This window comes from Paenibacillus sp. FSL R5-0470 (assembly GCF_037975205.1).
Taxonomy (GTDB): Bacteria; Bacillota; Bacilli; order Paenibacillales; family Paenibacillaceae; genus Paenibacillus_AQ.
The window spans coordinates 6420986-6446790 of the sequence record NZ_CP150238.1 but is presented as its reverse complement, the minus strand read 5'-3'; the positions used below and the strand labels follow the sequence as shown (position 1 = coordinate 6446790).

The 25805-nt window shown below is 45.4% G+C and carries 18 protein-coding genes; 13 read left to right on the top strand and 5 right to left on the bottom strand.

The window, feature by feature from the left end; translation table 11 throughout:
• Positions 1–207: 207 nt before the first annotated feature.
• The 4 genes from MKY99_RS28625 to MKY99_RS28610 all read left to right on the top strand — a co-directional run bounded on the left by MKY99_RS28625 (position 208) and on the right by MKY99_RS28610 (position 7273).
• A complete protein-coding gene (locus tag MKY99_RS28625; protein WP_339267641.1) occupies positions 208–2064 on the top strand; it encodes an ABC transporter ATP-binding protein in 1857 nt (618 codons plus the stop codon).
• On the top strand, positions 1994–2671 hold the full coding sequence (locus MKY99_RS28620) for a response regulator transcription factor (RefSeq protein ID WP_076285637.1): 678 nt from the start codon (positions 1994–1996) through the stop codon (positions 2669–2671). The genes MKY99_RS28625 and MKY99_RS28620 overlap by 71 nt, the downstream gene beginning before the upstream one ends.
• Positions 2668–3720: a HAMP domain-containing sensor histidine kinase gene (locus MKY99_RS28615; RefSeq protein ID WP_339267638.1), complete on the top strand. Its 1053-nt coding sequence runs from the start codon at positions 2668–2670 to the stop codon at positions 3718–3720. The genes MKY99_RS28620 and MKY99_RS28615 overlap by 4 nt, the downstream gene beginning before the upstream one ends.
• Positions 3721–3850: 130 nt before the next feature.
• Positions 3851–7273: an S-layer homology domain-containing protein gene (locus tag MKY99_RS28610; protein ID WP_339267636.1), complete on the top strand. Its 3423-nt coding sequence runs from the start codon at positions 3851–3853 to the stop codon at positions 7271–7273.
• A 91-nt stretch (positions 7274–7364) separates the two neighbouring features.
• On the opposite strand, the gene moaA is transcribed toward MKY99_RS28610, so the two are convergent.
• Positions 7365–8366: a GTP 3',8-cyclase MoaA gene (moaA, locus tag MKY99_RS28605; RefSeq protein WP_076285640.1), complete on the bottom strand. Its 1002-nt coding sequence runs from the start codon at positions 8364–8366 to the stop codon at positions 7365–7367.
• Positions 8367–8781: 415 nt separating this feature from the next.
• On the opposite strand from moaA, the gene MKY99_RS28600 reads away from it, so the two are divergent.
• On the top strand, positions 8782–9474 hold the full coding sequence (locus tag MKY99_RS28600) for a molecular chaperone TorD family protein (RefSeq protein ID WP_042192508.1): 693 nt from the start codon (positions 8782–8784) through the stop codon (positions 9472–9474).
• 383 nt (positions 9475–9857) lie between these two features.
• On the opposite strand, the gene MKY99_RS28595 is transcribed toward MKY99_RS28600, so the two are convergent.
• The 3 genes from MKY99_RS28595 to MKY99_RS28585 form a co-directional block, all read right to left on the bottom strand.
• Positions 9858–10055 carry a hypothetical protein gene (locus tag MKY99_RS28595; protein ID WP_339267633.1) on the bottom strand — a complete coding sequence of 66 codons (198 nt, stop codon included), beginning with the start codon at positions 10053–10055 and terminating at the stop codon, positions 9858–9860.
• Complete coding sequence (locus MKY99_RS28590) at positions 10048–13209, bottom strand: efflux RND transporter permease subunit (protein ID WP_149645356.1); 3162 nt, start codon at positions 13207–13209, stop codon at positions 10048–10050. Before MKY99_RS28590 ends, MKY99_RS28595 begins: the two co-directional genes overlap by 8 nt.
• A gap of 114 nt (positions 13210–13323) precedes the next feature.
• The gene (locus MKY99_RS28585; protein ID WP_339267631.1) at positions 13324–14241 is read right to left on the bottom strand and encodes a TetR/AcrR family transcriptional regulator; all 918 of its coding nucleotides are present in this window, start codon (positions 14239–14241) and stop codon (positions 13324–13326) included.
• A gap of 227 nt (positions 14242–14468) precedes the next feature.
• Between MKY99_RS28585 and cls the strand changes: the two genes are divergently transcribed.
• Complete coding sequence (cls, locus tag MKY99_RS28580; protein WP_042192502.1) at positions 14469–15977, top strand: cardiolipin synthase; 1509 nt, start codon at positions 14469–14471, stop codon at positions 15975–15977.
• A 57-nt stretch (positions 15978–16034) separates the two neighbouring features.
• Here cls and MKY99_RS28575 read toward each other — a convergent pair whose 3' ends face one another.
• Positions 16035–17564 carry a phospholipase D family protein gene (locus MKY99_RS28575; protein ID WP_339267629.1) on the bottom strand — a complete coding sequence of 510 codons (1530 nt, stop codon included), beginning with the start codon at positions 17562–17564 and terminating at the stop codon, positions 16035–16037.
• A 187-nt stretch (positions 17565–17751) separates the two neighbouring features.
• On the opposite strand from MKY99_RS28575, the gene fni reads away from it, so the two are divergent.
• The 7 genes from fni (at position 17752) to MKY99_RS28540 (ending at position 25794) form a co-directional block, all read left to right on the top strand.
• On the top strand, positions 17752–18891 hold the full coding sequence (gene fni / locus MKY99_RS28570) for a type 2 isopentenyl-diphosphate Delta-isomerase (protein WP_339267627.1): 1140 nt from the start codon (positions 17752–17754) through the stop codon (positions 18889–18891).
• A gap of 39 nt (positions 18892–18930) precedes the next feature.
• Entirely contained in the window at positions 18931–19404 is a 474-nt protein-coding gene (locus MKY99_RS28565) for a GNAT family N-acetyltransferase (RefSeq protein WP_231573354.1), read from the top strand.
• A 168-nt stretch (positions 19405–19572) separates the two neighbouring features.
• Positions 19573–20925, top strand: a complete 1353-nt coding sequence (locus tag MKY99_RS28560; protein ID WP_339267625.1) for a S41 family peptidase — start codon at positions 19573–19575, stop codon at positions 20923–20925.
• A gap of 143 nt (positions 20926–21068) precedes the next feature.
• Entirely contained in the window at positions 21069–22169 is a 1101-nt protein-coding gene (ychF, locus tag MKY99_RS28555; protein WP_060625988.1) for a redox-regulated ATPase YchF, read from the top strand.
• 235 nt (positions 22170–22404) lie between these two features.
• Positions 22405–23478: a peptide chain release factor 1 gene (gene prfA, locus MKY99_RS28550; protein WP_042192496.1), complete on the top strand. Its 1074-nt coding sequence runs from the start codon at positions 22405–22407 to the stop codon at positions 23476–23478.
• Entirely contained in the window at positions 23471–24469 is a 999-nt protein-coding gene (gene prmC / locus MKY99_RS28545) for a peptide chain release factor N(5)-glutamine methyltransferase (RefSeq protein ID WP_339267622.1), read from the top strand. The genes prfA and prmC overlap by 8 nt, the downstream gene beginning before the upstream one ends.
• 140 nt (positions 24470–24609) lie before the next feature.
• Complete coding sequence (locus MKY99_RS28540) at positions 24610–25794, top strand: FtsW/RodA/SpoVE family cell cycle protein (protein ID WP_076285646.1); 1185 nt, start codon at positions 24610–24612, stop codon at positions 25792–25794.
• Positions 25795–25805: the final 11 nt, after the last annotated feature.

Sequence of the window (25805 nt, the reverse complement as noted above, 5' to 3'; positions counted from 1 at the left end):
ACGCGTGCGTAGAAGGTACAAACGCTAAGTGTAACGGGCGTTATTTTGGCCTATGACTATTCCCGCAGGATGGGAAATGTCAAGGCAGTATTGTCTGATCGGCGCGTTTAACTTCAGTTTACAATCTGCAGATAGGATGGGTGTAAGGCGAGAAAGATATTACTATGCTTTTCTCGTAGAGCTATTTAGAAAAGGGGAGTCATTGTAATGAAGAAATCCGAATCCAAGCGAAAGATGGCGCTGAAGCCGTTTTTAACGCTACTAAGAGAAACTAAGCCTTCATACGGCTTATTGGCTATAGCCATTGCGTTAAGCATGATATCGACATTGGTCAGTCTGGTCATCCCGATGTTTACTAAGAACTTGGTGGATGGCTTCTCTTTGGCCTCCGTGAGCAAGCTGCAGATTGCGGGTATAGCAGCTGCATTTATTGCGCAGACCATTGCGGGAGGGATCTCTATCTATCTGCTCAATTATGCAGGTCAGAAGATGGTTGCGGGTCTGCGGGACCGACTGTGGCGTAAATTTCTAGTTCTGCCTGTGGCTTATTATAATGACAACCGAACGGGAGAAAGTGTCAGCCGCATGACAAATGATACAGGGATCATCAAAACGCTGATTTCTGAACATCTAGCCAGCTTATTTACCGGAGTGATCTCCATTGTAGGTTCGATCTCAGTTCTGCTATTTTTAAATTGGAAAATGACACTTGTTCTATTCACTGTTCTTCCACTTTCTGCGTTGATACTAGTACCACTTGGGCGGCAGATGTACAAAATTTCCAAAGGAATGCAAGATGAGACAGCTTCTTTTACTGCTACACTTAGTGGTGTTTTATCTGAGATCCGTCTGGTCAAATCCTCAGGCGCAGAGAAAAAAGAGTACGAGGCAGGCAAGACTGGAATTATGAACCTGCTTTCCTTTGGTATTCGTGAAGGCAAGATTAGCGCGATGATCAGTCCACTCGTCTCCTTTGTTTTTATGATGCTGCTTGTGGTCATTATCGGTTATGGTGGGATGCAGGTATCTTCCGGTGTCTTGACGGCTGGAGAACTGGTCGCCTTTATTCTTTATCTTATTCAGATTATTATGCCACTTACTCAACTGACTACGTTCTTCACACAGATTCAGAAGGCTAAGGGTGCCTCAGAGCGTATTATTGAGACCTTGGCAGCAGAAGAGGAAGTATATGAGGGACAGGAAGAGGCAAATGGCACAGAAGGTCCGATCTCAGTAGAGGGATTAAGCTTTGGATATAAAAATGGTGAGAAGGTATTGAATGATGTAAGCTTCCAGATGCTTCCTGGTCAGGTGACGGCTATTGTCGGACCGAGCGGGGGCGGTAAGACCACGTTGTTCTCGTTGCTAGAACGTTTTTACGAGCCTCAGTCAGGTCTGATAAAGCTGGGTGACAAGCCAGTGTCTACATTCTCATTGCGTTCATGGCGGAAGCTTATAGGGTATGTCTCGCAGGAAAGTCCACTGTTGGCGGGTACGATTGCTGAGAATTTAACCTATGGATTGGATCGTGACGTTAGCAGGGAGGAGATGCACGCAGCAGCAGCAATGGCTTATGCAGATGGTTTTATTGATGCACTTCCTGAAGGATATAATACGGATGTCGGCGAAAGAGGCGTGAAGCTGTCTGGTGGACAGCGGCAACGGATTGCTATTGCTAGAGCACTGCTGCGGAACCCGAAGATTCTTATGCTTGATGAAGCCACTTCCAGTCTGGATAGCCAATCAGAAGCCGTGGTGCAGAAGGCACTGTCCAATCTGATGAAGGGTCGGACTACGATTGTAATTGCGCACCGTTTGGCTACGGTTGTAAATGCAGAGCAGATTATTTTTATGGAAAAAGGTCAAATTACCGGAAAGGGAAGTCATGAGGAACTACTGGAAAACCATGAGCTGTATCGTGAGTTTGCCACCCAGCAGCTACAGATGAATAACCCCGAGGTTCAGGACATTGAAGAGGAGGCTCCAGTGCTACATGACAAAAATACTAGTAGTGGACGACGATCCGCACATCCGCGAATTGGTAGAAGTATTTCTGAGAGCTGAAGGAATGGATGAGATCTATGGAGCTTCCGATGGACTGGAGGCTCTTCAGATTCTGGAAGGTAATAACATAGATTTAGCTATTATTGATGTGATGATGCCCAACATGGACGGCTGGGAGCTATGCCGGCGGATGCGCCAGAACTATGATTTCCCGATTTTAATGCTGACAGCCAAAGGGGAAACCTCACAAATTGTAAAAGGCTTTGAGCTGGGTAGTGATGATTATTTGGTCAAGCCATTTGAGCCGGTTGTACTTATTGCGAGAGTAAAGGCGCTGCTTAAACGATATCAGATTTCTGCCGCGCAAAGTGTGACCGTAGGCCGATTGCGTATGAATCGCAAAACCTACGAGGTGTCCTCAGAGTATGGGGAAATTACCTTGCCGCTTAAGGAATTTGAGCTGTTGTTTAAGCTGGGCAGCTATCCGGGGCAAACATTGACAAGAGACAGGCTGATCGAAGAAATTTGGGGTTATGATTTTGAAGGGAATGAGCGGACACTCGATGTGCATATCAACCGTTTGCGTGAACGGTTCAATCAGGATAACTATGGATTCGTTATTCGTACGATCCGTGGTCTAGGGTATCGGTTGGAGGGGCATGCATGAACTTGTTTAAAGATATTGTGAAGCATGTTTTGATGTTTATTCTCTTTCTTGCTGCAGCTGCGCTTTGCTGGACTGCGGCTTATTTTCTAATGAACCAAGTGAATGCTGCATATGGCTGGCCTTCCTCGAAGTATGTTTTGCAATTGGTCACCTTTCTAGTTGGCTTTGTGATTTTACTGCTGGTCTTTTTCTTATTTTCTATTTTCTTTCGTGGCTGGGAACGTGTCTTTTATAAATCGGTTATTGAAGGAATTCGCCGTATTTCCAAGGGAGACTTTGATGTTGTACTTGAACAAAATAGGGAATACCGTGAATTCGGCGAAATTGTAGAGAGTATTAACGAAATGGCTAGTGAGCTGAGTCAGATGGAGACCATGCGCCAGGATTTTATCTCCAATGTATCACATGAAATTCAATCCCCGCTAACCTCCATTCGAGGGTTTGCGCTTGCGCTGCAGGACGAAACCTTAAGTATGGAGAGTAAGAGGCACTATATTGATATTATTGTGGCTGAGAGTACCCGCGTATCTGGGCTCAGTGATAATTTATTGAAGCTATCAGCGCTCGAATCGGGTAATTTTCCGTTTGAAAATCAGGTTTATCGTCTGGAAAAACAGCTTATAGATACAATTCTGGCTTCTGAGCCACAGTGGCTGGAGAAAAATATTGAGGTAGAGGCCGAACTGGAAGAAGTGAATGTAACTGCGGTAAAAGATTTAATGACCCAGGTCTGGACCAATCTTCTTCATAACAGCATTAAATTCACTCCCGAGAATGGATGTATTCATATCAAGCTTCGAACGATAGATGAGCGGGTAGAGGTGGAGATTCAAGATAGTGGGATTGGTATCTCTGAAGAAGACTTACCTCGCATCTTTGATCGCTTCTATAAGGCAGACAAAGCTAGAACAGCGAGCGGGGGCGGTAGTGGCCTGGGCCTATCACTGGTTAAGAAGATCGTTGAGCTGCATAAAGGTAAAGTAACCGTGGCCAGCCGACCGGGTGAAGGAACGGCTTTTGTAGTGAGCTTGCCAATGCCAAAGAAATAAATCGGCATTGTTTATGAAAATATGAATATTTACATAAACATGCAACAAAATCCGACATGTCTTTACAATTTTCTACTATTCTAAATATAGAATCTACGAAAATCCAAAAGACATCGGAGGATTAATCATTTTGAAGAAGAGCAAAATTCGCGTTTTTCTAACTAGTTCGCTTGCCGTATTATTGTTAGCACCCAACTTTTCATTACAGACAGTTTATGGTGCTTCAGGAGAATCAGCGCCTGATATCACGTCTACTGCTTCTGAACATTCAGGGAAATGGATGACAGGTGAATACCATGCACATACGTTTGAATCGAACGATGCTCAGGAGTCATTGAAAAGTGTGCTCGATGCTGCATTTGAACAAAATGGTTTTGACTGGATGGCACTGGCTGATCACCTTCGGGTATCTGACCGGGATGACGAAGGGGTGAATCTCCCTGGCGGCTCCATTCCGATGTCTCAAGGTATTGTGGATTATCAGAATGAGAAAATTAAGAAGTTACAGGTAGAAGGCAAATATGCTGGGAAAATTATTTTTTCAGGCTTTGAGTGGGATATGCCCCAATACGATCATGCTGCAGTTGGGATTGTTACAGATCATCCAGGGTCCGCAGAAGCTTTGAAGGCTATTAATCAATTTGAATATTTATTTACTAATCGTGATGTAAGTATGTTCGATCCGGCAGATGTGGCTAAGTGGAGTGCGGCGGATACGAGAGCTTTTTCTACAAAAGAAGATACTCGCACAGCTATGAAATGGCTCAGTAGTCATTATCCAGATAGCTATGTACTGATCAATCACCCCTCCAGAAAAAATGGTACAAGCTCGGAGCTTAAAATAGAGGATATCCGTGACTTTAACAATATCAATCCGAATCTTGTCTTCGGCTTTGAAGGTATGCTGGGCAATCAGATGGCGAGTGATCGGGGAGAGACGCCTGAGACTTACGGAGGTACAGACGTCAAGGTTGCACAGCTTGGAGGAATGTGGGACGCACTGCTGGGTGAGGGCCGCAGATTTTGGAATTTTGCTAACTCTGATTTTCATTTCAAAACAAAAAATGATCAATTTTCCAGCGGTTACTGGCCTGGTGAATATTCCAAGAACTATACCTGGGTGGATGGCTCCGATATTAACGCTGTCGTAGATGGCATGCGGTCAGGGAAATCCTTCTCTGTTTTTGGGGATCTCATCAACGCATTAGAGTTTAACGTGTCTGGAGATGGACAAGAGGAAGAAATGGGTGGCGAACTGGACGTAAAACAAGGGGACGACCTAGAGCTTACGATCCGTTTCAAAAGTCCACAGCAAAATAATAATGGCGACGCCGTTAAGGTAGACCACGTAGATTTGATCTCCGGTGAAGTCCATGGCAAGGTTGATCCAGGTACACCTGATTACACCAAAGCGACTAACGATACAACAAAAGTGTTGAAACGCTTCACAAGCGAGGACTGGACTACAGATTCCGAAGGCTACAATGTCATTGAGTATAAGGTAGAGGCAGCGGACAAGGATCGTTATTTCCGGTTAAGAGGGACTAACCTTGGAACTGATGTTGCGGGAGAAACGGTTAACGGTGAACCGCAGATTGATCCAAAAAATAATACCGTCGATAACCTGACTCGTTTCGAAGAAATCAACGCCCGTAATTATAGTGATATGTGGTTTTATTCCAATCCGATTTTTGTGGATGTGGAGTCGTACAGCGATCAGCAAGCAGTTAACGATACTATGACTGCATTAGATCTAGGAGATACAAGCGCAGTAACTTCTGATCTAACGTTGCCTACCGAAGGCAAACACGGGACAAGTATTGTGTGGAAAAGCTCCAATCCGGTTCTAATGACGAATGAAGGTAAAATCATCTACCAACCTAAGAAGGATACGAAGCTGACCTTAACAGCTACAATTCAGCGGGGATTGGCTACGGAAACGAAGACTTTTGAAGTAACGCTAAGCGGAGATGATAGTATCACCCCATTGGCGCTTCATAGCACATTAAAGACTGAGAACGGACAAGCTTATTTAAGTGGTGACTGGACGAATCAGAGTGTTTCGGTAAGCGTGTATGCTAGCGTATATATTCCTGGTGCGGATGTATCCATTCAATTAGCGACTGATGTAAACGGAAATTTCCTGCCCTATGAAAGTGGGAAAGTGGTTGAGATTTTGAAAGAAGGCCAACATCAACTGCAATTCAAGGCAACGGATTCTTTAGAAAATAAGACAACATTGCCGCTTGCTGTGAATATCGATCGTACAGCACCTGTGATTACCCTGAAGGGGGATAGCCGTCTTAGTCTGACCCAAGGGGATGACTTCAAGGACCCGGGCGCAGACGTTACTGACAAGGTTGGGATTGCAGGCTCTATCCTGGTGACAGGAACAGTGGATGTTCAGACTCCAGGAACCTATACACTGAAGTACAATGCGACAGATTTGGCTGGCAATGCAGCTACTGAGATTGTACGCACAGTAGTTGTAACTGCGGGCACTAGCAGTGGAGAGGGGAATAATAACGGAGGAGGCAACGGACTAGTTGCAACTCCAGCTCCTACCGCGGCGCCATCTCCTACAGAGCAGCCTTCTACAACTCTGCGTGTGGAATTGGAGGTAAAAGCACAGCAGGGAGGAACGGGCACACTTAAAGACGTGGGCAGCTTTACGATTCCGGCTGGAGCGTTGTCTGGTAACAGCGAAATTGCCTTTTCGGTTATTGCTGCTGATGAGACACCAGCAATGGGCGCTCTTCAGGCTGTGAGTGCAGCAGTAGAGCTTACTAGTGACAAGGCAGGCATGCTCAATAAGCCTGTGGAACTGTCCCTCAATTACGATGCGGCCAAGATTACATCGGGGCATAAAGCAGCTATCTACTATTACAACGAGCAGCTTAAAAAGTGGATTTATGTTGGTGGTCAGAGTCAAACGGGTGGAACTATAACTGCAAGCTTAAATCAGCTTGCCAAATATGCTGTGTTTAATTATCAGGCCCCATCGATTACTGATTTGAATACACATTGGTCCACGGCGTTTATAGACCGTCTAATCGGTATGGGCGTCATGAAAGGGTACGAGGATCATACCTTCCGTCCGAATGAGGATGTTACTCGGACACAGTTCGCTTCTATGATTGTACGGGCGCTTGGTTTGCAATCAACAGGTAGCACAGTGAAATTCGCGGATCAAAGTGCAATTCCAGCTTGGGCTGCAGATGATGTAGCAGCGGCGGTAAATGCCGGAATCCTTCGTGGATATGATGTGAACGGCAAAATGTTCTTCGAGCCTTCAGAAAAGATTACCCGTGCCGAAATGTCAGTTATGCTCGCGAATGCTTTGAAGGCTACTGCCCATAAGCAAACGGATAAAGAGGGGGACTTCGCGGATCTTACCTCCATTCCACAATGGGCACAGGCATCTGTAAAAGCGGGTGTTGAAGCGGGTATTTTGGGTGGATTCGAGGATAACACATTCAGACCTGAGAACAATGCTACAAGAGCGGAGGCAGCAACGACGCTTTACAAGCTGCTCGAGGCTCTATATCTATAATAGTGGATGGTGAAGTCTATCCTTTAATCTCTAAATGAAACGCCGCTTTTCCCAGATGGCTTGGGGAAAGCGGCGTTTTTAATGAGACGGACTAGCCTCCAATTTGAGACATACGCCGAGCCGTCGGCGTGTGGCTTTGTGCTTTTTTCTCCAAGGCTAATGCCATTTCGTGGTTATGTGGCTTGTTACCCAGAGCTTTGCGGAATAAGGCCTGCACTGCTGCGGGATCGCTTATTAGGGGGCGGACATTGTACTCATCTTCCCAATACAGACAAGCTTTGATATGGCCATCTGCTGTTAGTCTTAGTCGATTGCAGTTATCGCAAAAGTGATCGCTTACGGGATGGATTAATCCGAACGTTCCTTGCGCTCCAATAACCCGCCGATTCTGGGAAGGGCCATTACCAGATGGCATCTCAGCTTCCTCGGTTTCCCAACCAGCTGCAGTACAAGCTTCTATTACAGTTTCCAGCGGCAGATAGGATTGGCGCCAAGAATCAGTAGCACTTCCGATGGGCATATATTCAATAAAACGTACATTTAGTGGACTGTTCAACGTAAGGGAGATGAAGTCTTTGATCTCGTCATCATTAATCCCTTTCATCAATACAACGTTAAGCTTGATCGGCTCCAGCCCGGCAGCTTGTGCTGCCTCGATCCCCTTTAGTACCTTGGAGACCTCACCGCCGCGTGTAATCATAGAGAAGCGATCTTGCCGTAAAGAGTCCAGACTGATATTCACCCGTGACAACCCGGCTTCTTTTAGCAGTGCTGCTTTAGCTGGAAGCATTAATCCGTTCGTAGTCAGTGAAATATCATCGATCCCCGGAATGGCGGATATCATAGTTACTAGCTTCTCCAGGTCTTTGCGTACAAGAGGTTCTCCACCTGTTAGCCGTACCTTGCGTAATCCAAGTGGTGCTAGCGATTCCACAACTGCGGTGATTTCCTCATAGCTCAGAATCTCGTCCTGCGGCTGGAATTCCATCCCTTCCGCTGGCATACAATAAATGCAACGCAGGTTGCAGCGGTCGGTAACCGAAATGCGGATGTAGTCATGTAAACGTCCAAAAGGGTCCGTCAGCGGCTCCATAGCGTTGCTCCCTTCATTTGTTGGTGTTTTGAATGCTTCCCGTCTTAAGAGGAGGCGAAGGTGTTTATACTTGTTTAGAATTTTAAAGATCGCTCGCGGGTACGTCAATGAGCAAACTATTGAACGGGTTAAACTCCCCCTATTTGAATAAGGAGGGTTGTGATTTAATTGCATAATAATGGACAAACTAAATAGAATGACGAAGCCGAAATAGACTTGCGAAAATGTGACAAAAGTACGACAAATGAAGTGATTAGTCATAGAATGCTCACGGAAAGCGTTTTTAATATCCGATATAATCTAGGTGCGGATTACTTTTACGTTCACTTTTGCGAAAACAGAAAGGATACCGGAAATTGCACGTCGATCATGTGACGGTGTGTGACCGGGAAACCCAATGAGGAGGATTTGCAAAATGACTATGCAAACTGTTCCATCGCTCGCCGTGCCGGAGGCATTTAGCCATTGGTTGGAAAGTCGGGGATTAATATATCAGCTTTTAGTGGATTTTTTGGGTAGAAAACCATCACTCTCACTTGTGGCTCAGTGGAGCCGCAATCGCAAGATGAGTGTTGCTGCAGAGATGACGGAAGGCGGACGGGAACTGAAGCGCTATCTGAGTCAGGAACCGAATAAGCTCCCCCATATATGTGAGAAAGAGACCCAAGAATATAAACGGCTTATGCACGAACAGACAGTAAGCTCTTTTAAATTACGTGAAGCTGCTATTCTGGGTCGTTCTGAAGATTTCTGCAACGTGCTTGCTGATGTGTATACTTCCGCAGGAATTGTATTTAACAAATGTAATGGTGAAGCTGATGATCATATTGCTATTGAGCTGGAATTTATGGCAGTAATGCATGAGCGGATGTTGTACAATAGCTTCTCAATTAGAAGTGCTATGGATCTACTTGATATTCAGGTAGCCTTTTTGGAAGATCATTTACTGCAATGGACTCCACAGTTCTGTGAGAAGTTAAATGCAGCAACGAATAGTACGTTGTATTTGGGGCTTTCCCATATGCTCGCTGAGTTTCTACCCCTTGATCTGCAGATGCTGCGTTCCTGGAGAGCTTCGCTGGAGAGCAGTGCAACAGCAATGGTATAACAACACTATAATGCAGAGCCCGGCCTATAAATTAGGTCGGGTTTTTCTTGCTGTGGAAGTGTAAATAGTGATGTAATTGAAGCTCTAAGTGGAGCGATGAAATGAAGATCTGAGTGAAGTCCCAAATGACGATCCAAGTGAAGCTCTAGAAGAATAATTAGGGAATTTCTCCCTAAAACTCTGAAATTATTGGTCATAAGACATGTAATTAGGGAAAACCTCCCTATAATTCACCTGATTTGGCGCTAAATCAGGTGAATTAGCTATTTTTTAGGGAGGAATTCCCTAATTTCGTACATTTAGAGTGATTATCGGAAATTTTTAGGGAGTTTTTCCCTAATTAGTTTAGACCTACTGTCCACCGCACAACTACCCATCGCAAATCATGCACCGCCTACCGCACAACCGCCTATCGTCAATCCCCCGCCCGTCCAACCACTCATCTCCCACCTACAAAAGTCTACTGGGTTACTTTGCCCATTCCATAAAAAAGAAGCTGCCCCAAAAGTAGTATTCACTACTTTGGAGACAGCTTCTTCATTTAGCAGGTGTACTTGATATGCATCAAGTGTTCTAGTCAATTACCTTTTTACTGCGGAATTTCATCAGGAATTCATACACGACTGGCACTACTACAAGTGTCAGCAGTGTGGAGCTGATCAAGCCGCCGATAACGGTAACGCCTAGCCCTTTGGAGATGATCCCTGCACTGTTTTCAAGGCCTGTAACCAGTGGCAGCAAAGCACCAATCGTTGCAAGTGCAGTCATCAGGATTGGACGTAAACGTGTGCCGCCTGCTTCAAGCAAGGCTTGACGTGTGGTCATTCCTTCTTTTTCCTTATGAATAACGCGGTCGATGAGGACAATGGCATTCGTGACTACGATACCAATCAACATCAGCGCACCCATGAGGGAGGAGACGTTTAAGGTTTCCCCAGCGATCAGAAGGGCTACGAGTACCCCGATAATGGTGAAAGGAAGTGAGAACAGGATAGCAAATGGAGCTAATCCACCGCCAAACGTAACCACAAGCACGAAGTATACGATGGCAATAGCAGCCGCCATAGCAATACCTAATTGACCAAATGTGTCATTGATCTGCTCGGTTACACCACCGAAGCTAACCGTCACGCCATCTGGTAATTCCATAGCATCTATTTTTTCCTTCACGAGGTTTGAAGCACTATTGACGTCACTTGAAATAATCTCGGCAGTGACATCCACCTTCATCTTACCGTCCATCCGAGTAATCGAGTCAGGGGAAGAGCCGTTTTCAATTTTAGCGACTTGCCCGATTGGCACGGAAATGCCTAGTGGTGAAGTCAATGTAGCCTCTTCCATTTCTTTAATGCTCTTATACGTTTCTTTATCAGTTTCGATATAGACTTTGTAGTTCTTGCCGTCCATTTCTACTTCTGTGAGTACTGGACGTGTACCTGCAGGAGCAAGCTTCATCGCAATTTGTCCCGCTGTAAGTCCAAGGGAGCTAAGCTTTTCTTGATCCGCTACAATCGTATATTGATCGTAAGCTTCTTTGAGACTTGTTTCGCCATCCTTGAAATTAGTGGTGTCAGCCTGTACGATCTTGGCGATCTCATCCGCTACCGGCTTAATTTGATCTAGTTCGTCTCCGAATACATTCACGGTTAACGTGCTTCCACCCATACCTCCGCTCATCATCGCGGACATATCGCCCCACACACCATCTGGGACTTCTGCGGTTAAACCTTCGATCAACTTCTCTTTTACATTTTCGAAATCAGGAGTATTACTATCGTAAACGATGAAAAAGAGTCCTGAGTTGCTGGATCCGCCCATACCCATCGGGCCTCCGCCACCAATGGAATATTGCATTTTATCTACATGCTGCTGCGCTAAAATATATTTCTCAGCTTTCAGGCCTTGTTCTTGAACTTCTTCAGTTCTTTGTCCAGCCTTCGGTGAGTAGGTTAGCATAACCGTTTTATCCTCTTGGGAAGGCATAAAGCTAACGCCGATAGGCTTGATCAGGAACAAGCTGCCCGCCAGGAGCAGAACCGCTACTCCGAAAGTAACGAGTTTATGGGAAAGACACCAGTTCAGAATCTTTTGGTAACCGGCAGACATTCTGTCTGGTTTCTCACTATGCGTCTTCTTACCTTTCAATCCGTTGCGGAACAGGGAGTGTGCCATTGCAGGAACCAGGGTAATCGCAACTACCAACGAAGCGAGCAGGGCGAAGACCATAGTTAAAGCGAAAGGCAAGAACAGCTCTCCAACCATACCACTTACTAGAGCAAGCGGTAAGAATACCGCGATGGTTACAATCGTAGAGGACATGATTGGTACGAACATTTCACGAGTGGCTGCACTGATTAATTCCCGGCCTTTTAGCTTCTCGCCAGATAACGAGAGTCGCCGGTATATGTTCTCTATGACTACAATCGAGTCATCGACTACCCGTCCGATGGCAACGGTCATCGCACCAAGGGTCATCATATTAAGCGTAATGTCCATTTGACGCAGACATAACACTGCGATCAGCAATGATAAAGGAATAGAGATGATAGAAATGATTGTCGAACGAATATTCCGCAGGAAGACCAAAATGATAATTACTGCGAAAAGGGCGCCAAATACAGCTTTTGACAACATTGTATTTACGGAGTCCTCAATCGGCTTACCTTGGTCAAGCAGAACTGTAAGGTCAATGCCTTTATATTGTGCTTTTAATTCTTCAGTTTTGTCCTTAACACCATTTACGACATCAACAGTGTTGGCATCGTTGGCTTTGACAATCTGGATACCGATCGATTCTTTACCATTCGTACGGGAGATCGATTCAGAATTACCAACAACCTCAATTGTAGCAAGCTCTCCCAGCTTCACGGTTGGCAATCCCATATTTGCAGCTCCGCCAGCAGCGCCTGCACCAGCAGCACTTCCAGCACCTGCATCGGCAGCGCCAGCTCCAGGAGCCCCAGCGCCAGCAGCGCTCGCTGCACCAGTTGGCATAACTGGAATGGTCACATTTTTAAGATCTTCAACGGTGGTGATGTTGCCATCCACAACCACTGCCTTTTGAGCTTTGTCCATCTCGAACAGTCCTAGTGGAACACGGAGGGAAGAGCCTTGAATGATCCCTTTAACCGTATCTTCAGTCAGTCCGTATTGCTTGAGCTTCTCTTGATTGAACTTAAGCGAAACTTCTTTAACGTATTGTCCAGAGATTTGAATAGAAGCAACACCCTCAACATCTTCAAGGGCAGGGCGAATATCGTTCTCGGCAATACGGGTTAGTTCCTCGAGATCTTCTGAATCTCCATTCGATAAACTAAGGGAGACGACAGGCATTGAGCTAAGGCTAAAACGGGAAATGGAAGGCTTTTGCACATTGTCTGGCAATGAGACCTCATTCAGCGCTTCGCGAACAGCTGCTGTAGCATTATCCAGATTCGTTCCATAATCAAACTCGATTTGGATACTGGAGGCATTCTCCAGAGAAGTGGAGGTGATTGTCTTTACACCATCCACATTGCGTAGCTTTTGCTCCAACGGTTTACTGACATCATTAACGACGCCTTCTGGTGCAGCCCCCGGATAAATAGTTGTTACGCTAAGATAGGGTATACTAATATTAGGTAAGGTTTCTTGCTTCATTGTCAGTCCGCTATACAAACCGGCAAATACAATAATTATCGTCAGAAGCCAAATGGCAAATTTGTTCCTGAGCGAGAAATTAATTAAGCTTTTCATAAGTGTTGTTTCTGCTCCTCTCGGGCCTTTTCTTTACGAAATAGGGCGCCATTTTGAAAATTTATAATACTCGCTATCCATGTTCTTCTCTCTCACGAACTCTTTATAGAGCAATTAACGAAATAAGCATGAATGATTTGAAAAAGAAGTAACCAGCTTTCTCAATTCTTCCAATGGTGTAGTGAGCTCTGAGCAGGATTGGAGGTTGGACAACATCCCCTGTATGATTGCTTTGCGTGGGTGTGGTAAGAGAACTTCGCCTTCTAGAATGTTGAGTGATTCCAGCAAATCGGCTGACTCTTCCGGTTCTATACTATCTAATTTACTAACCACAGTCTTCATGTCCTTAATGATCTGCAGTGGATTCTTGCGCTTACTCTCCTCATTCTCCTCCATCCAGCTTGCAAGAATGGTAGAGTTGATGAGAGGAGCCTGCTTACTTTTAAGAAGACCAGCTACAATAATATCTAGTAGATTCATTAGATGATCAGCCATAACGGCAAGGGACAAGTGGGTATCCTGACGAAAAATAACCGCAATATATGACTTGATTAGTCCATGACCTACAATACATAAATCTCCGGTATAGGGAATGATGTCTTTTCCATAAAGGGTCTCCATCTTCACCTGAAACCAGCGCAAGAAGGAAGCGTTGTTTCTACGCAGCCATTCCGGTACTTCAGTATCAAATCCTTTTCCGGCAACTTCCTGAATTTGACGCTGTAAGAACTCACGTAATTCGTACACATGACTCAGTAGAATTTCTATTTGATTCCTAAGCTTCTCACGCGGTGTTCTTTGGGTTTCTTGTTCTTCACGTAATAAGGGATCACGAATCATTCGGTAACAATAGAGAAAAATACTGCGTTCCAGTTCTTCTTTGGATTTGAATACTAGATACAAGCTTCCCTTCGAAATTCCGCATAATTCGGCGATCTCTTGCATGGATGTGGAAGAGGAGCCTTTCACAGCGAATAATTGCATGGCGATCTTAATAATCTGTTCCTGCTTGTCCACAGTTTTATCGCTCATTGGGGGGATAACCTCCTTTCTGACTACCCAGTTCTATAATTGACTAATCGGTCAAAATAATTATATTCGATCCATCTTGTCATTACAAATTTCAGAACAGAAGGGTTACAGTTTTGTTGTAAATAGATTTTTACACAGTAATTGTCTAGGAAGATATAGGTTCTTCATGTAATATATAAAATGTGTCATTTTAGTGTTTCTTTTATGAATAAGAAGGTAGGTACAATATGAGAAGAGGACTTCAATCTATAATTATTATTGGGGCTTTCATAGCATTTTATTATTTTGGTTTTGGTATTTTTGGGAGTACTGCTGGAACAATTATTAGTATTTTCTCCACACTGACAGTCGTTTCAATTAGCTTAGCTATTTTTATGGAGAACCGTAATCCTTCTACTACGATGTCATGGATTCTTTTGCTTGCGTTGATCCCGGTGCTCGGTTTGGTCTTTTATTTTCTATTTGGACAGAATGTATTTAAACGTCGTAAATATGATAAAAAAGCACAAAGAGATCTTATGGCCTATGAGCGGATTGAGAATGACGCTTTGCGTACGCATCAAGATTGGTCGGTCTTTGACCCCTCGCGTCAAAAACTACTATTATTATCCAAGACTCTAGCGCGTACTCCTATTTCCTTTGCTTCAGAGACGCGCATCCTTACCAATGGTGAAGAGACGTTTGGAACATTACTGCTAGAGCTGCGACAAGCGAAGCACCACATACATATGGAGTATTACATCTTCCGTGCAGATCACATTGGAACGCGTATTCAACAGATTTTGATCGCAAAGGCGCGTGCGGGTGTATCTGTCCGATTTATGTATGATGCTGTGGGGAGTTTTCAGCTTTCTAAAGCTTTTTTGAAAGAGTTGGTTGATGCTGGAGTACAAGTGGCATCGTACGGTAATTCCACCTCCTTTTTCTCTAGCCGGGTTAATTACCGGAATCACCGAAAAATCGTCGTCATCGACGGTGATGTCGGGTTCATGGGTGGACTGAATGTGGGGGATGAATATTTAAGCCGCAGCAAAACTTATGGATTCTGGCGTGACACCCATATGTTAGTTAGAGGTGAAGCGGTACGGACGATGCAAATCATCTTCTTGCAAGATTGGATGCATACTACGGGTGAAAAAATACTGGAGCAGGATTATCTCACGCCACAGCTACACTTTATGACAGGTGACGGAGCAGTACAGATCATTGCGAGTGGACCGGATAACGAACGTCGTGCACTCAAAAATATATTTTTCTCCATGATCACCTCAGCTGAGAAATCAGTTTGGATTGCCAGCCCTTATTTCATTCCGGATGAGGATATCCTGACTGCGATACGTGTAGCGGCTATATCTGGTTTAGATGTTCGCTTGTTATTCCCTGCTAAGCCAGATAAATGGATTCCGTTTCTGGCTTCGCATTCTTATTTCCCGGCATTGCTGGAGGCTGGAGTGAAGATTTATGAATACGAGAAGGGCTTTATACACTCTAAGCTGTTAATCGTGGATGGTGAAATAGCGACTATTGGTACAGCAAACATGGACATGCGGAGCTTCCATCTTAACTTTGAGGTAAACGCATTGCTTCTTCAGACAGAGAGCGTTACACGAATTGTTGCTGATTTTGAACGGGATTTATTGTCCACCACTCAGATTGTGCATGAGACCTTTATGAATAAACGCATGGTGGTACGTATACTGGAGTCTGCCGCCAGATTAATGTCTCCACTGCTATAACTTCATTACAGATTAAACCACCGCGAAGGGTGCTGCCTTCTCTGCGGTGGTTTTTGTTTAAAAAGTAGTAAAGCCCAGGTTAGTCTGCAGCCGGAACAGGATGTACTTGAACCAGGTCACATCGCTCTGATAGGCCTCAAAAGGTAAAGTGAACGTATGACCCTCGTTATTCCATAACCGATAAAAGTAGGCTTCCATATCTTTGAACAGAGGCTGATCTCGCTTCATAGAAATCCACAGATCATTCTCCAGATTGTAGTCATCTAGATTGCGTGTGGTGAAATTGGTGGAACCGCCAAGAACGATGGAGCTGCCGGTTTGTTTGGCGATAAAGAGCAGCTTTGGATGATATTGCTCTTTGGTTGTATTGTACCAACGAATAGAGATTTCGCCATTCGTGCGTTTATTCAGATCCATGGCAACTGGACGGTTGGGGATCCCGATTTTATCGCGCCCGAAGGCGTTCTGATTTGGATCCAGGATTAGGTTTACCTTAGCCCCGCGTGATGTAGCCTCTACCAACGCATCCAGAATGGCATCATCAGCAAGATAAAACATCCCCATCCATACGGTATCCCCCTTCCGGGCGGACCTAATGCCTTGCAGCGCATATTTGTATACCTTTCCTTCTGTTAAATAGCGAACTTCTAGAGATTCCGCTGATGGTAGGTTCTTTTCTTGGGTAAGATTGGGCTTATGAAGTAGCAATGGACCTGCATCTGAAAGATTGGCTGCCGCCTGCTCGGTCTGGAGAATATCGGCAATAATTGGACCTTGTACCTCCAAAGCAATATTGGAGTGGTAGGCGCTGGCATCGTGAACATTTCCAGAGGAAATTAGTGCAGTGTTCTCACTGACAATTACTTTGCGATGGTTCGCCTTCACATTCAGCAGCTTCAGATAAGATCGAGCGGTAATATCCGGTCCACCACTGGCCATAAGATTGGGGATAAGGCCCTTACCAGATTGTCCGAACCATTGAATGAAGGTGCGCCAGACGGCTGAATAGGCAGGTGTAGAATCCCGCAGCGAATTAACATCGGTCATGATGACTCGGATCCCCACGGCCTTCATTTCTTCCAGAAGATGATTGGGCGCTGAGTTGTAATTGGTATTGACCTCATCGGTGATGAAGACAATCTCCATTTCGGGATAGGTTTGCTTTTGTGAGATTAATTTATCTGTCAGCATTCGACTGACTGGAGGGAATGACTGATCTTCATGGGTATAATCATTGAACAGGAACAGGTCGATGACTAAGAACTCCCTTGACTCCTCGATGATATGTAGCATTCTCGGAAGAATTTCACTCTCCTGCTTACCTGTGTCCGTACCGTCTGGATAGGTTAGGTCATGCCAGAAGGATACATTGTTCACTTTGTATATGGGACTTTCATAGGAAATCCCAACGGGTAGAGGTTTATGTGTCTGGTATATCATGACGCCGATTAACCAGAGAATTAGAATGACGCAAGCCCATATCACTCGTTTGCGGCGTCGTGAAGAGGTGCGTTTCTTTGGAGCAAAAGCATGGGTTCTATCTTGTATCACTTGGGGCTGAACGGGTTGTTCACGATCTGATCTCATCGGAAGTTCCTCCTGAAAGTATTGCAGAGCACTTCCTTTATAATTATTATGCTCTGGCGTGTACCAACCTATTAACACCTAGTGGGTAGAAATGAAGCATCCCTCGTATTTCACTCACTTCATATTGTAAATTCATCTGAAGGGATATGTTATAATAAGTGCAGTTTAGGAATAGGAGGAACGGAGCATGAATCATACGCCAGAAGAGGCCGGACCATATGATGCGAATAGGCAGTCTGGCGCGGATCATGGCAATGACCTACCGACTGTAGAGGTTTCAGATAAGAAGTCTTTATTGCCTGCATCAAGGACAGGTGAACGCAAAATAGAGCATGTACGCCTTTGTCTAAATGAAGAAGTTGGTGGCGTTGGTGTGACAACGGGGTTTGAACATTACCGATTTCGGCATAATGCTCTTCCAGAGCTGAATTTCGATGATATATCATTGCAGACTACGTTCCTGGAACGTGAACTTCGTACACCACTGCTGATCAGCTCGATGACAGGCGGCAGTGCTGCTACAGGAGCCATCAATGCCCGACTAGCAGAGGCAGCGCAGCGTCGTGGATGGGCGCTGGGGGTTGGTTCTGTGCGAGCGGCGGTGGAGCGCTCTGAGCTAACCGAAACCTTTTATGTACGGGACAAAGCACCTGATATACCGGTTATCGCTAATATTGGCGCCGTACAGCTGTCCTATGGTTTCGGGATTGAGGAGTGTCGCCGCGCTGTGGATATTGCTGGTGCCGATTTTCTTGTACTGCATCTCAATGGTCTTCAAGAGGTCTTTCAACCGGAAGGGAATACTGGCTTTGCTTCTTTACTATCGGAGATAGCAAAAGTATGCCGTGCACTTGAGGTTCCTGTAGGTGTAAAAGAAGTCGGCTGGGGCATTGACGGTGATACAGCAGAACATCTTTATAATGCAGGGGTAGCTTTTGTTGATGTAGCGGGTGCAGGTGGAACATCCTGGAGTCAGGTCGAGAAGTTTCGGAGTAGAGACCCTATACGGCGCGCAGCGGCTGAAGCTTTCGCAGACTGGGGCACTCCAACCGCAGATTGCATTGCAGAGGTACGTGCTGTCTCCCCGAAGGGGGCATTGATTGGCAGCGGCGGCTTGAAGCATGGTGTGGATGCGGCGAAGGCATTGGCCCTCGGTGCTGATTTAGCAGGCTTTGGACGCAATCTTTTAGGACCGGCAGTAGATTCTGAAGAGGCGCTAGATGCTGCACTGGCTCAGGTAGAGCTGGAGCTTAAAATAGCAATGTTCGGCATCGGAGCTCCCGATTTAGCAACTTTACGTGGGACTTCCCGTTTAATACGTAAATAAAAGTATATGGTAAATATAGAAGTGAGGAAGTGAAAAAAGATGATGATTAAATTGGTTCATATGGATGAGTCTGCTTTTCAATTTTTCTTAGGTCAAGCTACTCGTGATTACGCTGAAGATAAGATTAAAGCCGGCGCTTGGGACCCTGAAATCGCGATGAAGCTGTCTGAGGAAGCTATAACACAGTCTTTACCTAAAGGGTTGAGCACAGATGGCGCTTATCTATATTCTATAGTAGAAATAAGTAGTGATATCCAGGTAGGATACATCTGGTTTAATGTAAGTGAAGGCCGCAGCGGCCGAGAAGCTTTCATTTATGATTTCTATGTTTTTGAACCGTATCAGAGTAAAGGCTATGGCAAGCAGGCTATGGTCGCACTCGATGAAGAAGCTCGTGAGATGAACGTCACCAAAATCGGGTTACATGTCTTCGGTCAGAACAATCGTGCATTTGAGCTCTACAAAAAAATGGGATATACCGTAACTGACATTACGATGTCTAAAGATTTGTAATACTTAACGTGGAGACCTCGAAGGAGGTCTTTTTTGTGTTGTTCTAAGAAAACAAATGTAAATAATTGTGATAAATATATTTGAATTAGGAGGAATAGAAAAATATGATTATTAAATAAATTCCTGAAAATGGATTCAGCTATATGGAATATTGGAAGGGGGATTAAGGTGAGACCAAGGTTTGTATTACCAGCGGCTTTAACTGTAGCTGCAATACTGTTACTGGTTAGTTGCAACCGTGGGGATTCGCCAGGGAAAAAGCAATCTGCGTCGGGGCAAGTTCAGGCAAGTCCGGTTGCGCCGGTAGCCTCTTCAAAGGTAGCGGAAGAACAGCTAGAAGCGGCGTTGTCTCCATTGACAGTGGAACAAAGATTAGAGGATTTTGATTATATGTGGAAGATTATTGAGGAGAACTACCCTTTCCTAGAGGTAAATAAGCGTCTAAATGGAGAGGATTGGCTTGCGAACAAAGAGGAGTACCGTAATGAAATTGCAGCAGTGAAGGCAGATGATGAGTTTTATAAACGAATGAAATTCGTACTTAGCAGGTTAAATAATGGGCATACGAATTTTTTATCTAAGGAAGAATATCCATGGTTTCTAAACGCCTATGTTCAGGCAGGTTTTGGTTATGAGCCTTGGATCAACGTGTTTCAACAGCCAAATGTGTTGGCTCGTTACAACCAGAAACCTTTAGCGGAGCAGCAAAGCTCTGATGGCATCGTTAACGATATGAATAGTGGTGAGGCATGGAGTCAGACAGGAAAGACTTCCGGGAATGTAAAAAAGGTTATTATAGAGCCAGAGCAAATAGCGTATCTAGGCATGCGAAGCTTTGCTGGAAGTCTCTTGGAGATGGATAGTTCGGAGATTCGTGATTTTTTAATAGAAGTTAAAGATTATAAGACACTAATTCTAGATATCCGCGGAAATGGCGGAGGAAACAGCGATTACTGGAGAGCTCATATTGCTCCTCTGCTGATTAATAAACCTATCGAATACAATACATACTTACTTTATACAAGAGGCAACTATGCTGAGACCTTTATGCAGGCACGTCAGATCACAAGGGGGCAGCAGCCTATTACCAACATCAAAGACGAACAGTTGCCTAATTTACCATCGGAAGCATTAAAAATGTTCAAGACATATAGTAAAAATACAGATGTAGTAATCCCTCAAGAATCCGTTGGTTTTAAAGGAAAGATCTATTTGCTGGTAGATAGCTCTGTGTATTCAGCGTCGGAAGGTTTTGCAGCATTTGCAAAAGGCACCGGGTTTGCGACGGTTGTTGGTGGCAGAACAGGTGGGGACGGACTAGGGATGGATCCACTTGTCGTTGCATTGCCTAATAGCGGTTATGTATTCAGATTTTCCTTTGAGATGGGACTTAACTCTGATGGAAGCTGCAACGAGGAAGTGAAGACAGTCCCTGATGTGGAGGTTGATCCAGATACTTCTAAGCCCCTATTGGATCAGCCGGCGGTGCAAAAAGTATTGGAACTTGCCAAATCCTATTGAAATGGGTTCGCTTGGATAAGGCTGGATTGACACAACTGTAAGACATCCGGTGTTGCTGGAGAATATGTTCTAATATATAATGGTTTAGATCGTATTACTTATTCGGATGATCAATTTAGCTGAAAATAGGAGTTGTCATATAAATGGCTTTGAAAGCGGGAATCGTCGGTCTTCCTAACGTAGGAAAATCCACATTGTTTAATGCAATAACGCAAGCGGGAGCAGAATCCGCAAACTACCCTTTTTGCACGATTGACCCTAACGTTGGTGTCGTTGAAGTTCCGGACGAACGTCTTGATAAACTGACTGAGCTGGTACAACCTAACAAGACTGTACCTACTGCTTTTGAATTTGTTGATATCGCTGGTCTTGTGCGCGGTGCGAGTAAAGGTGAGGGACTAGGCAACAAGTTCCTAGCTCATATTCGCGAAGTAGACGCTATCGTTCATGTCGTTCGTTGTTTTGAAGATGAGAACGTTACCCACGTGGATGGAAAAGTAAATCCGATCAGCGACATTCAGACCATTAATTTGGAACTGATTCTTGCTGACATTGAGAGCATTGAGAAGCGGATTGAGCGTTCCCGTAAGAACATCAAAGGCGGCGACAAGAAATACGCTCAAGAAGTTGAACTGCTTGAACGCGTCAAAGAAGTGCTCTACGAAGATAAACCTGCACGTAGTATAGAATTGTCCGATGACGAGAAGGTTATTATCCGTGATCTTCATTTGTTAACATTGAAGCCTGTGCTGTATGCAGCGAATGTAAGTGAAGAAGAAGTAGCAAGTGCTGAGAATAATCCTTATGTGCAGCAAGTACGTGAATTTGCAGCAACTGAAGGTGCTGAAGTTGTTCCGATCAGTGCTAAAGTAGAAGCTGAAATTGCCGAGCTTGAGGGCGAAGATAAAGCGATGTTCCTAGAAGAACTTGGGCTAGAAGAATCTGGTCTGAACCGCTTGATCAAAGCGGCTTACAAACTTCTAGGCTTGTATACGTATTTCACGGCAGGCGTTCAGGAAGTTCGTGCGTGGACCATTCGTAAGGGAACTAAAGCACCCGGAGCTGCTGGTGTAATTCATACAGATTTTGAACGTGGATTTATCCGTGCTGAGGTAGTGGCTTACGCAGATCTTTTGGCAGCAGGCTCAATGAATGGTGCCAAAGAACGTGGTCAACTGCGTCTAGAAGGTAAAGAGTATTTGGTGCAGGACGGCGACGTTATGCATTTCCGTTTCAACGTTTAAGAGGACTGAAGCATACTAATGATAAGAGGGTCATCTCAGTCGGTAGAGGGTATCTACTGCTGGGATGATCCTTTTTTTAAAATATAAGACATTTATTAAGGGATTTACGCGTACAGAACTGTAGCCATTTCACAATATCTTTGGTATAATATAAAGTCGTATATCTAATTTTATGACATATGTTTTAATCGCTTTATTTGCGAATTTGAAATTGAACTAGGAGAGGTGAATTCCCTTGTTGGACCGATTGCAATCCCTGGCGGACCGCTATGAGAAGCTCAGTGAACTGCTTTGTGATCCGGATGTTGCAAACGACAGTAAGAAACTGAGGGATTATTCCAAAGAACAATCAGACCTACAGCCTGCATTTGAGGCGTATACTGAATATAAGAGTGTAATGGAAGAGCTTGAAGCTGCTAAGCAGATGCAAGGCGAAAAGCTTGATGATGAGATGAAGGAAATGGTCAAGATGGAAATTGACGACCTTTCCAAACGTCAGGTAGAGCTGGAAGAGCAAATCCGTGTATTGCTACTGCCTAAAGACCCGAATGATGATAAGAACGTAATCGTCGAAATTCGTGGTGCAGCGGGTGGAGATGAAGCTGCATTGTTTGCTTCCGACCTTTATCGGATGTACACCCGGTTTGCAGATTCACAAGGCTGGCGCGTGGAGCTAATGGATGTCAACGCGAGCGATCTTGGTGGATTTAAAGAGGTAATCTTCCTTATTAACGGCCGCGGTGCATACAGTAAGTTGAAATACGAAAGTGGTGCGCATCGCGTACAACGTATCCCAGCGACTGAATCCGGTGGACGTATTCATACCTCTACTTCTACAGTATCGGTGATGCCGGAAGCTGAAGCATTTGAGATTGAAATCCATGATAAAGATATTCGTGTGGATACCTTCTGTTCAAGTGGTGCAGGCGGACAGTCTGTAAATACGACCAAGTCTGCAGTACGTGTAACCCATGTACCTACGGGCATCGTTGCTACCTGTCAGGACGGTAAGTCACAGAACTCCAATAAGGAAAAGGCGCTTCAAGTGCTTCGTGCCCGTATCTCCGATATGAAGCGGCAGGAAGAAGAAGCAAAGTATGCTGGTGAACGGAAGAGCAAAGTAGGTACGGGTGATCGTAGTGAGCGTATCCGGACGTATAACTTCCCGCAGAGCCGGGTTACAGATCATCGCATTGGCTTGACACTGCACCGTCTGGAGCAGGTTATGAACGGAGAAATCACTGAAATTATTTCGGCTCTTTCAATTGCTGAACAAGCTGATTTGATGGATAGTATGGACAATGGATAATAATGCTTTGAACGATGGCGTATTTGTCATGTCGGAAGTGAAAAGCATCCGGGAAGCCTTTGCGGAGGCTTCTTCTTTTTTGAGCCAGAGCGGTTGTAATGAACCGCAGCGCAGTGCGCAGTTACTGCTTGAGCATGCGCTTGGCTTATCCGGAGCGGCGTATTATATGGCGCTGGCGGATCCTTTTCCAGCTGCGATCAAGGAAGCGTGGGAGGCGGGAGTTACCCGCCGTAGTAAGGGTGAGCCGGTGCAATATATCATCGGCGAGCAAGAGTTCTACGGGCGTCCTTTTGAAGTGACGCCAGATGTGCTTATTCCACGGCCGGAGACGGAGCTGCTCGTCGAGGCGATTTTGCGGTACGGCGCGGAGCTTTGGCCGGACGGCACGGTTGCGCCGAGTGAAGCGGCGCAGGAAGAAGGCGCTGCTTCGTTAGCAGCAGCGCAAGATCGTGCGGGCGGCGCGGAAGGTGGACGCGCCGTACGGCCGCTGACCGCCGTCGATATCGGCGCCGGCAGCGGAGCGATTTCCGTCACGCTGGCGGCGGAAGCGCCGGCGTGGCGGGTCTGCGCCGGCGATATTTCGCCGGCGGCCCTAGCTGTGGCGAAGCGCAATGCGATGCGCTCCGGCACAGCCGTGGACTTTCGGCTCGGCGATCTGCTCGAGCCGTTCGCGGGGATGGAGACGGATATTCTCGTCTCCAACCCGCCGTACATTCCCGGCGAGGATATCGCCGGGCTGCAGCGTGAGGTGCGCGACCATGAGCCGCGCACTGCGCTGGATGGCGGAGCGGACGGGCTGGACCCGTACCGCCGCATGATGGAGCAGCTGGCGCTGCTCCCGGCACCGCCGCGCCTGATCGGCTTTGAACTCGGCTTCGGACAAGCCGAGCAGGTAGCCTCGCTACTTGAAGCGGCGGGTCATTGGAAAGAGATCATCACCATTAATGATCTAGCTGGAATTCCACGTCATGTGCTAGGTGTAGCACGATAATACTGCATGCTGTGCAGGGGACTCCTGTTGATCGGGGAGTGAAATTGTATTTTCAACCCGACTTCCTTTACAATAGAATTTAACCGGACTTCTTGGTGAACCATAAAAGAAAGCCCAGATTTAGAGTAGGGAGGCAGAACGTGCTTCAGAAGATTAAAAAAATTGATGGTGCTATCGTAGTCGTTCTGTTATTGCTCATGACTGTCAGCATCTTCGCCATATATAGTGTGACTCATGGAAGAGAAAAGCTGGACGGACATCATATCCGTATGATGATGTATTATGCAATTGGCTTTATTGCTTTTATTGGAATGACCTTTTTAGATTACAGAATTTTAGTGAAATACGCGTTATATATTTATTTGTTTGGGATAGGTATCCTGGTCCTCGTCAGCTTTTTGGGCGAGACCAAGAATAATGCCCAAGGCTGGTTGTCCCTCCCTGGAGGACTGAGCCTTCAGCCTGCCGAGCTATTCAAGCTAATATTAATTCTATTTCTGGCAGCGATGCTTGTTCGTAAGAATAAGAGTAAACTCTTGTTTTGGCGGGATGTTGTGCCGCTCGGCCTATTAACCTTATTTCCGTTTCTTATTGTCCTTACACAGAATGACCTTGGGAATGCCTTGTCTTACATCGTGATTCTTGCAGGTCTGTTGTGGATTGGAAATATTAAGTACACTCACGCATTAATCGCGCTGGTGATTGTAGCAAGCTCTGCGATTGCCGGAATTATGAGTTATATCCATTATCATGACGAAATTAAAACGTTTCTTAACGATATTGGCCGTTCGCACTGGATTGAACGTTTCGACCCATGGCTTGTTCCGGATAAAGCGACAGCGAAAGCTCTTTATCATACCAAAAACGCCAAGCTCGCGATTGCCTCAGGTGGGATGAGTGGAGAAGGCTATATGAACGGTAGCTCTGTTCAGACGGATCGGGTGCCTTATACGTATTCAGACTCTATCTTTGTGCAGATTGCCGAGGAATTTGGTTTTGTCGGTTCTGCATTTGTGCTGCTACTGTATTTTATCCTGATTCACCGAATGATTCTGATTGCGCTGGAAGCCAGAGATCGAGCAGGTCCATTTCTGATCGTCGGCATTGTCGCGATGATGCTGTATCAGATTTTTGAGAATATTGGTGCGTTTATTGGTCTGATGCCTTTGACAGGTATCACATTGCCATTCATCAGCTTCGGAGGTACCTCCCTGCTTATTAACATGGCCAGCATTGGGCTGGTAATGAGCGTGCGTCTGCATGGTCGAGATGTAGAGGAAGATTTGCCTAAGCCTACTCCTTATGCAGCCGCCAAACAGGTTTAATCACTAAATCA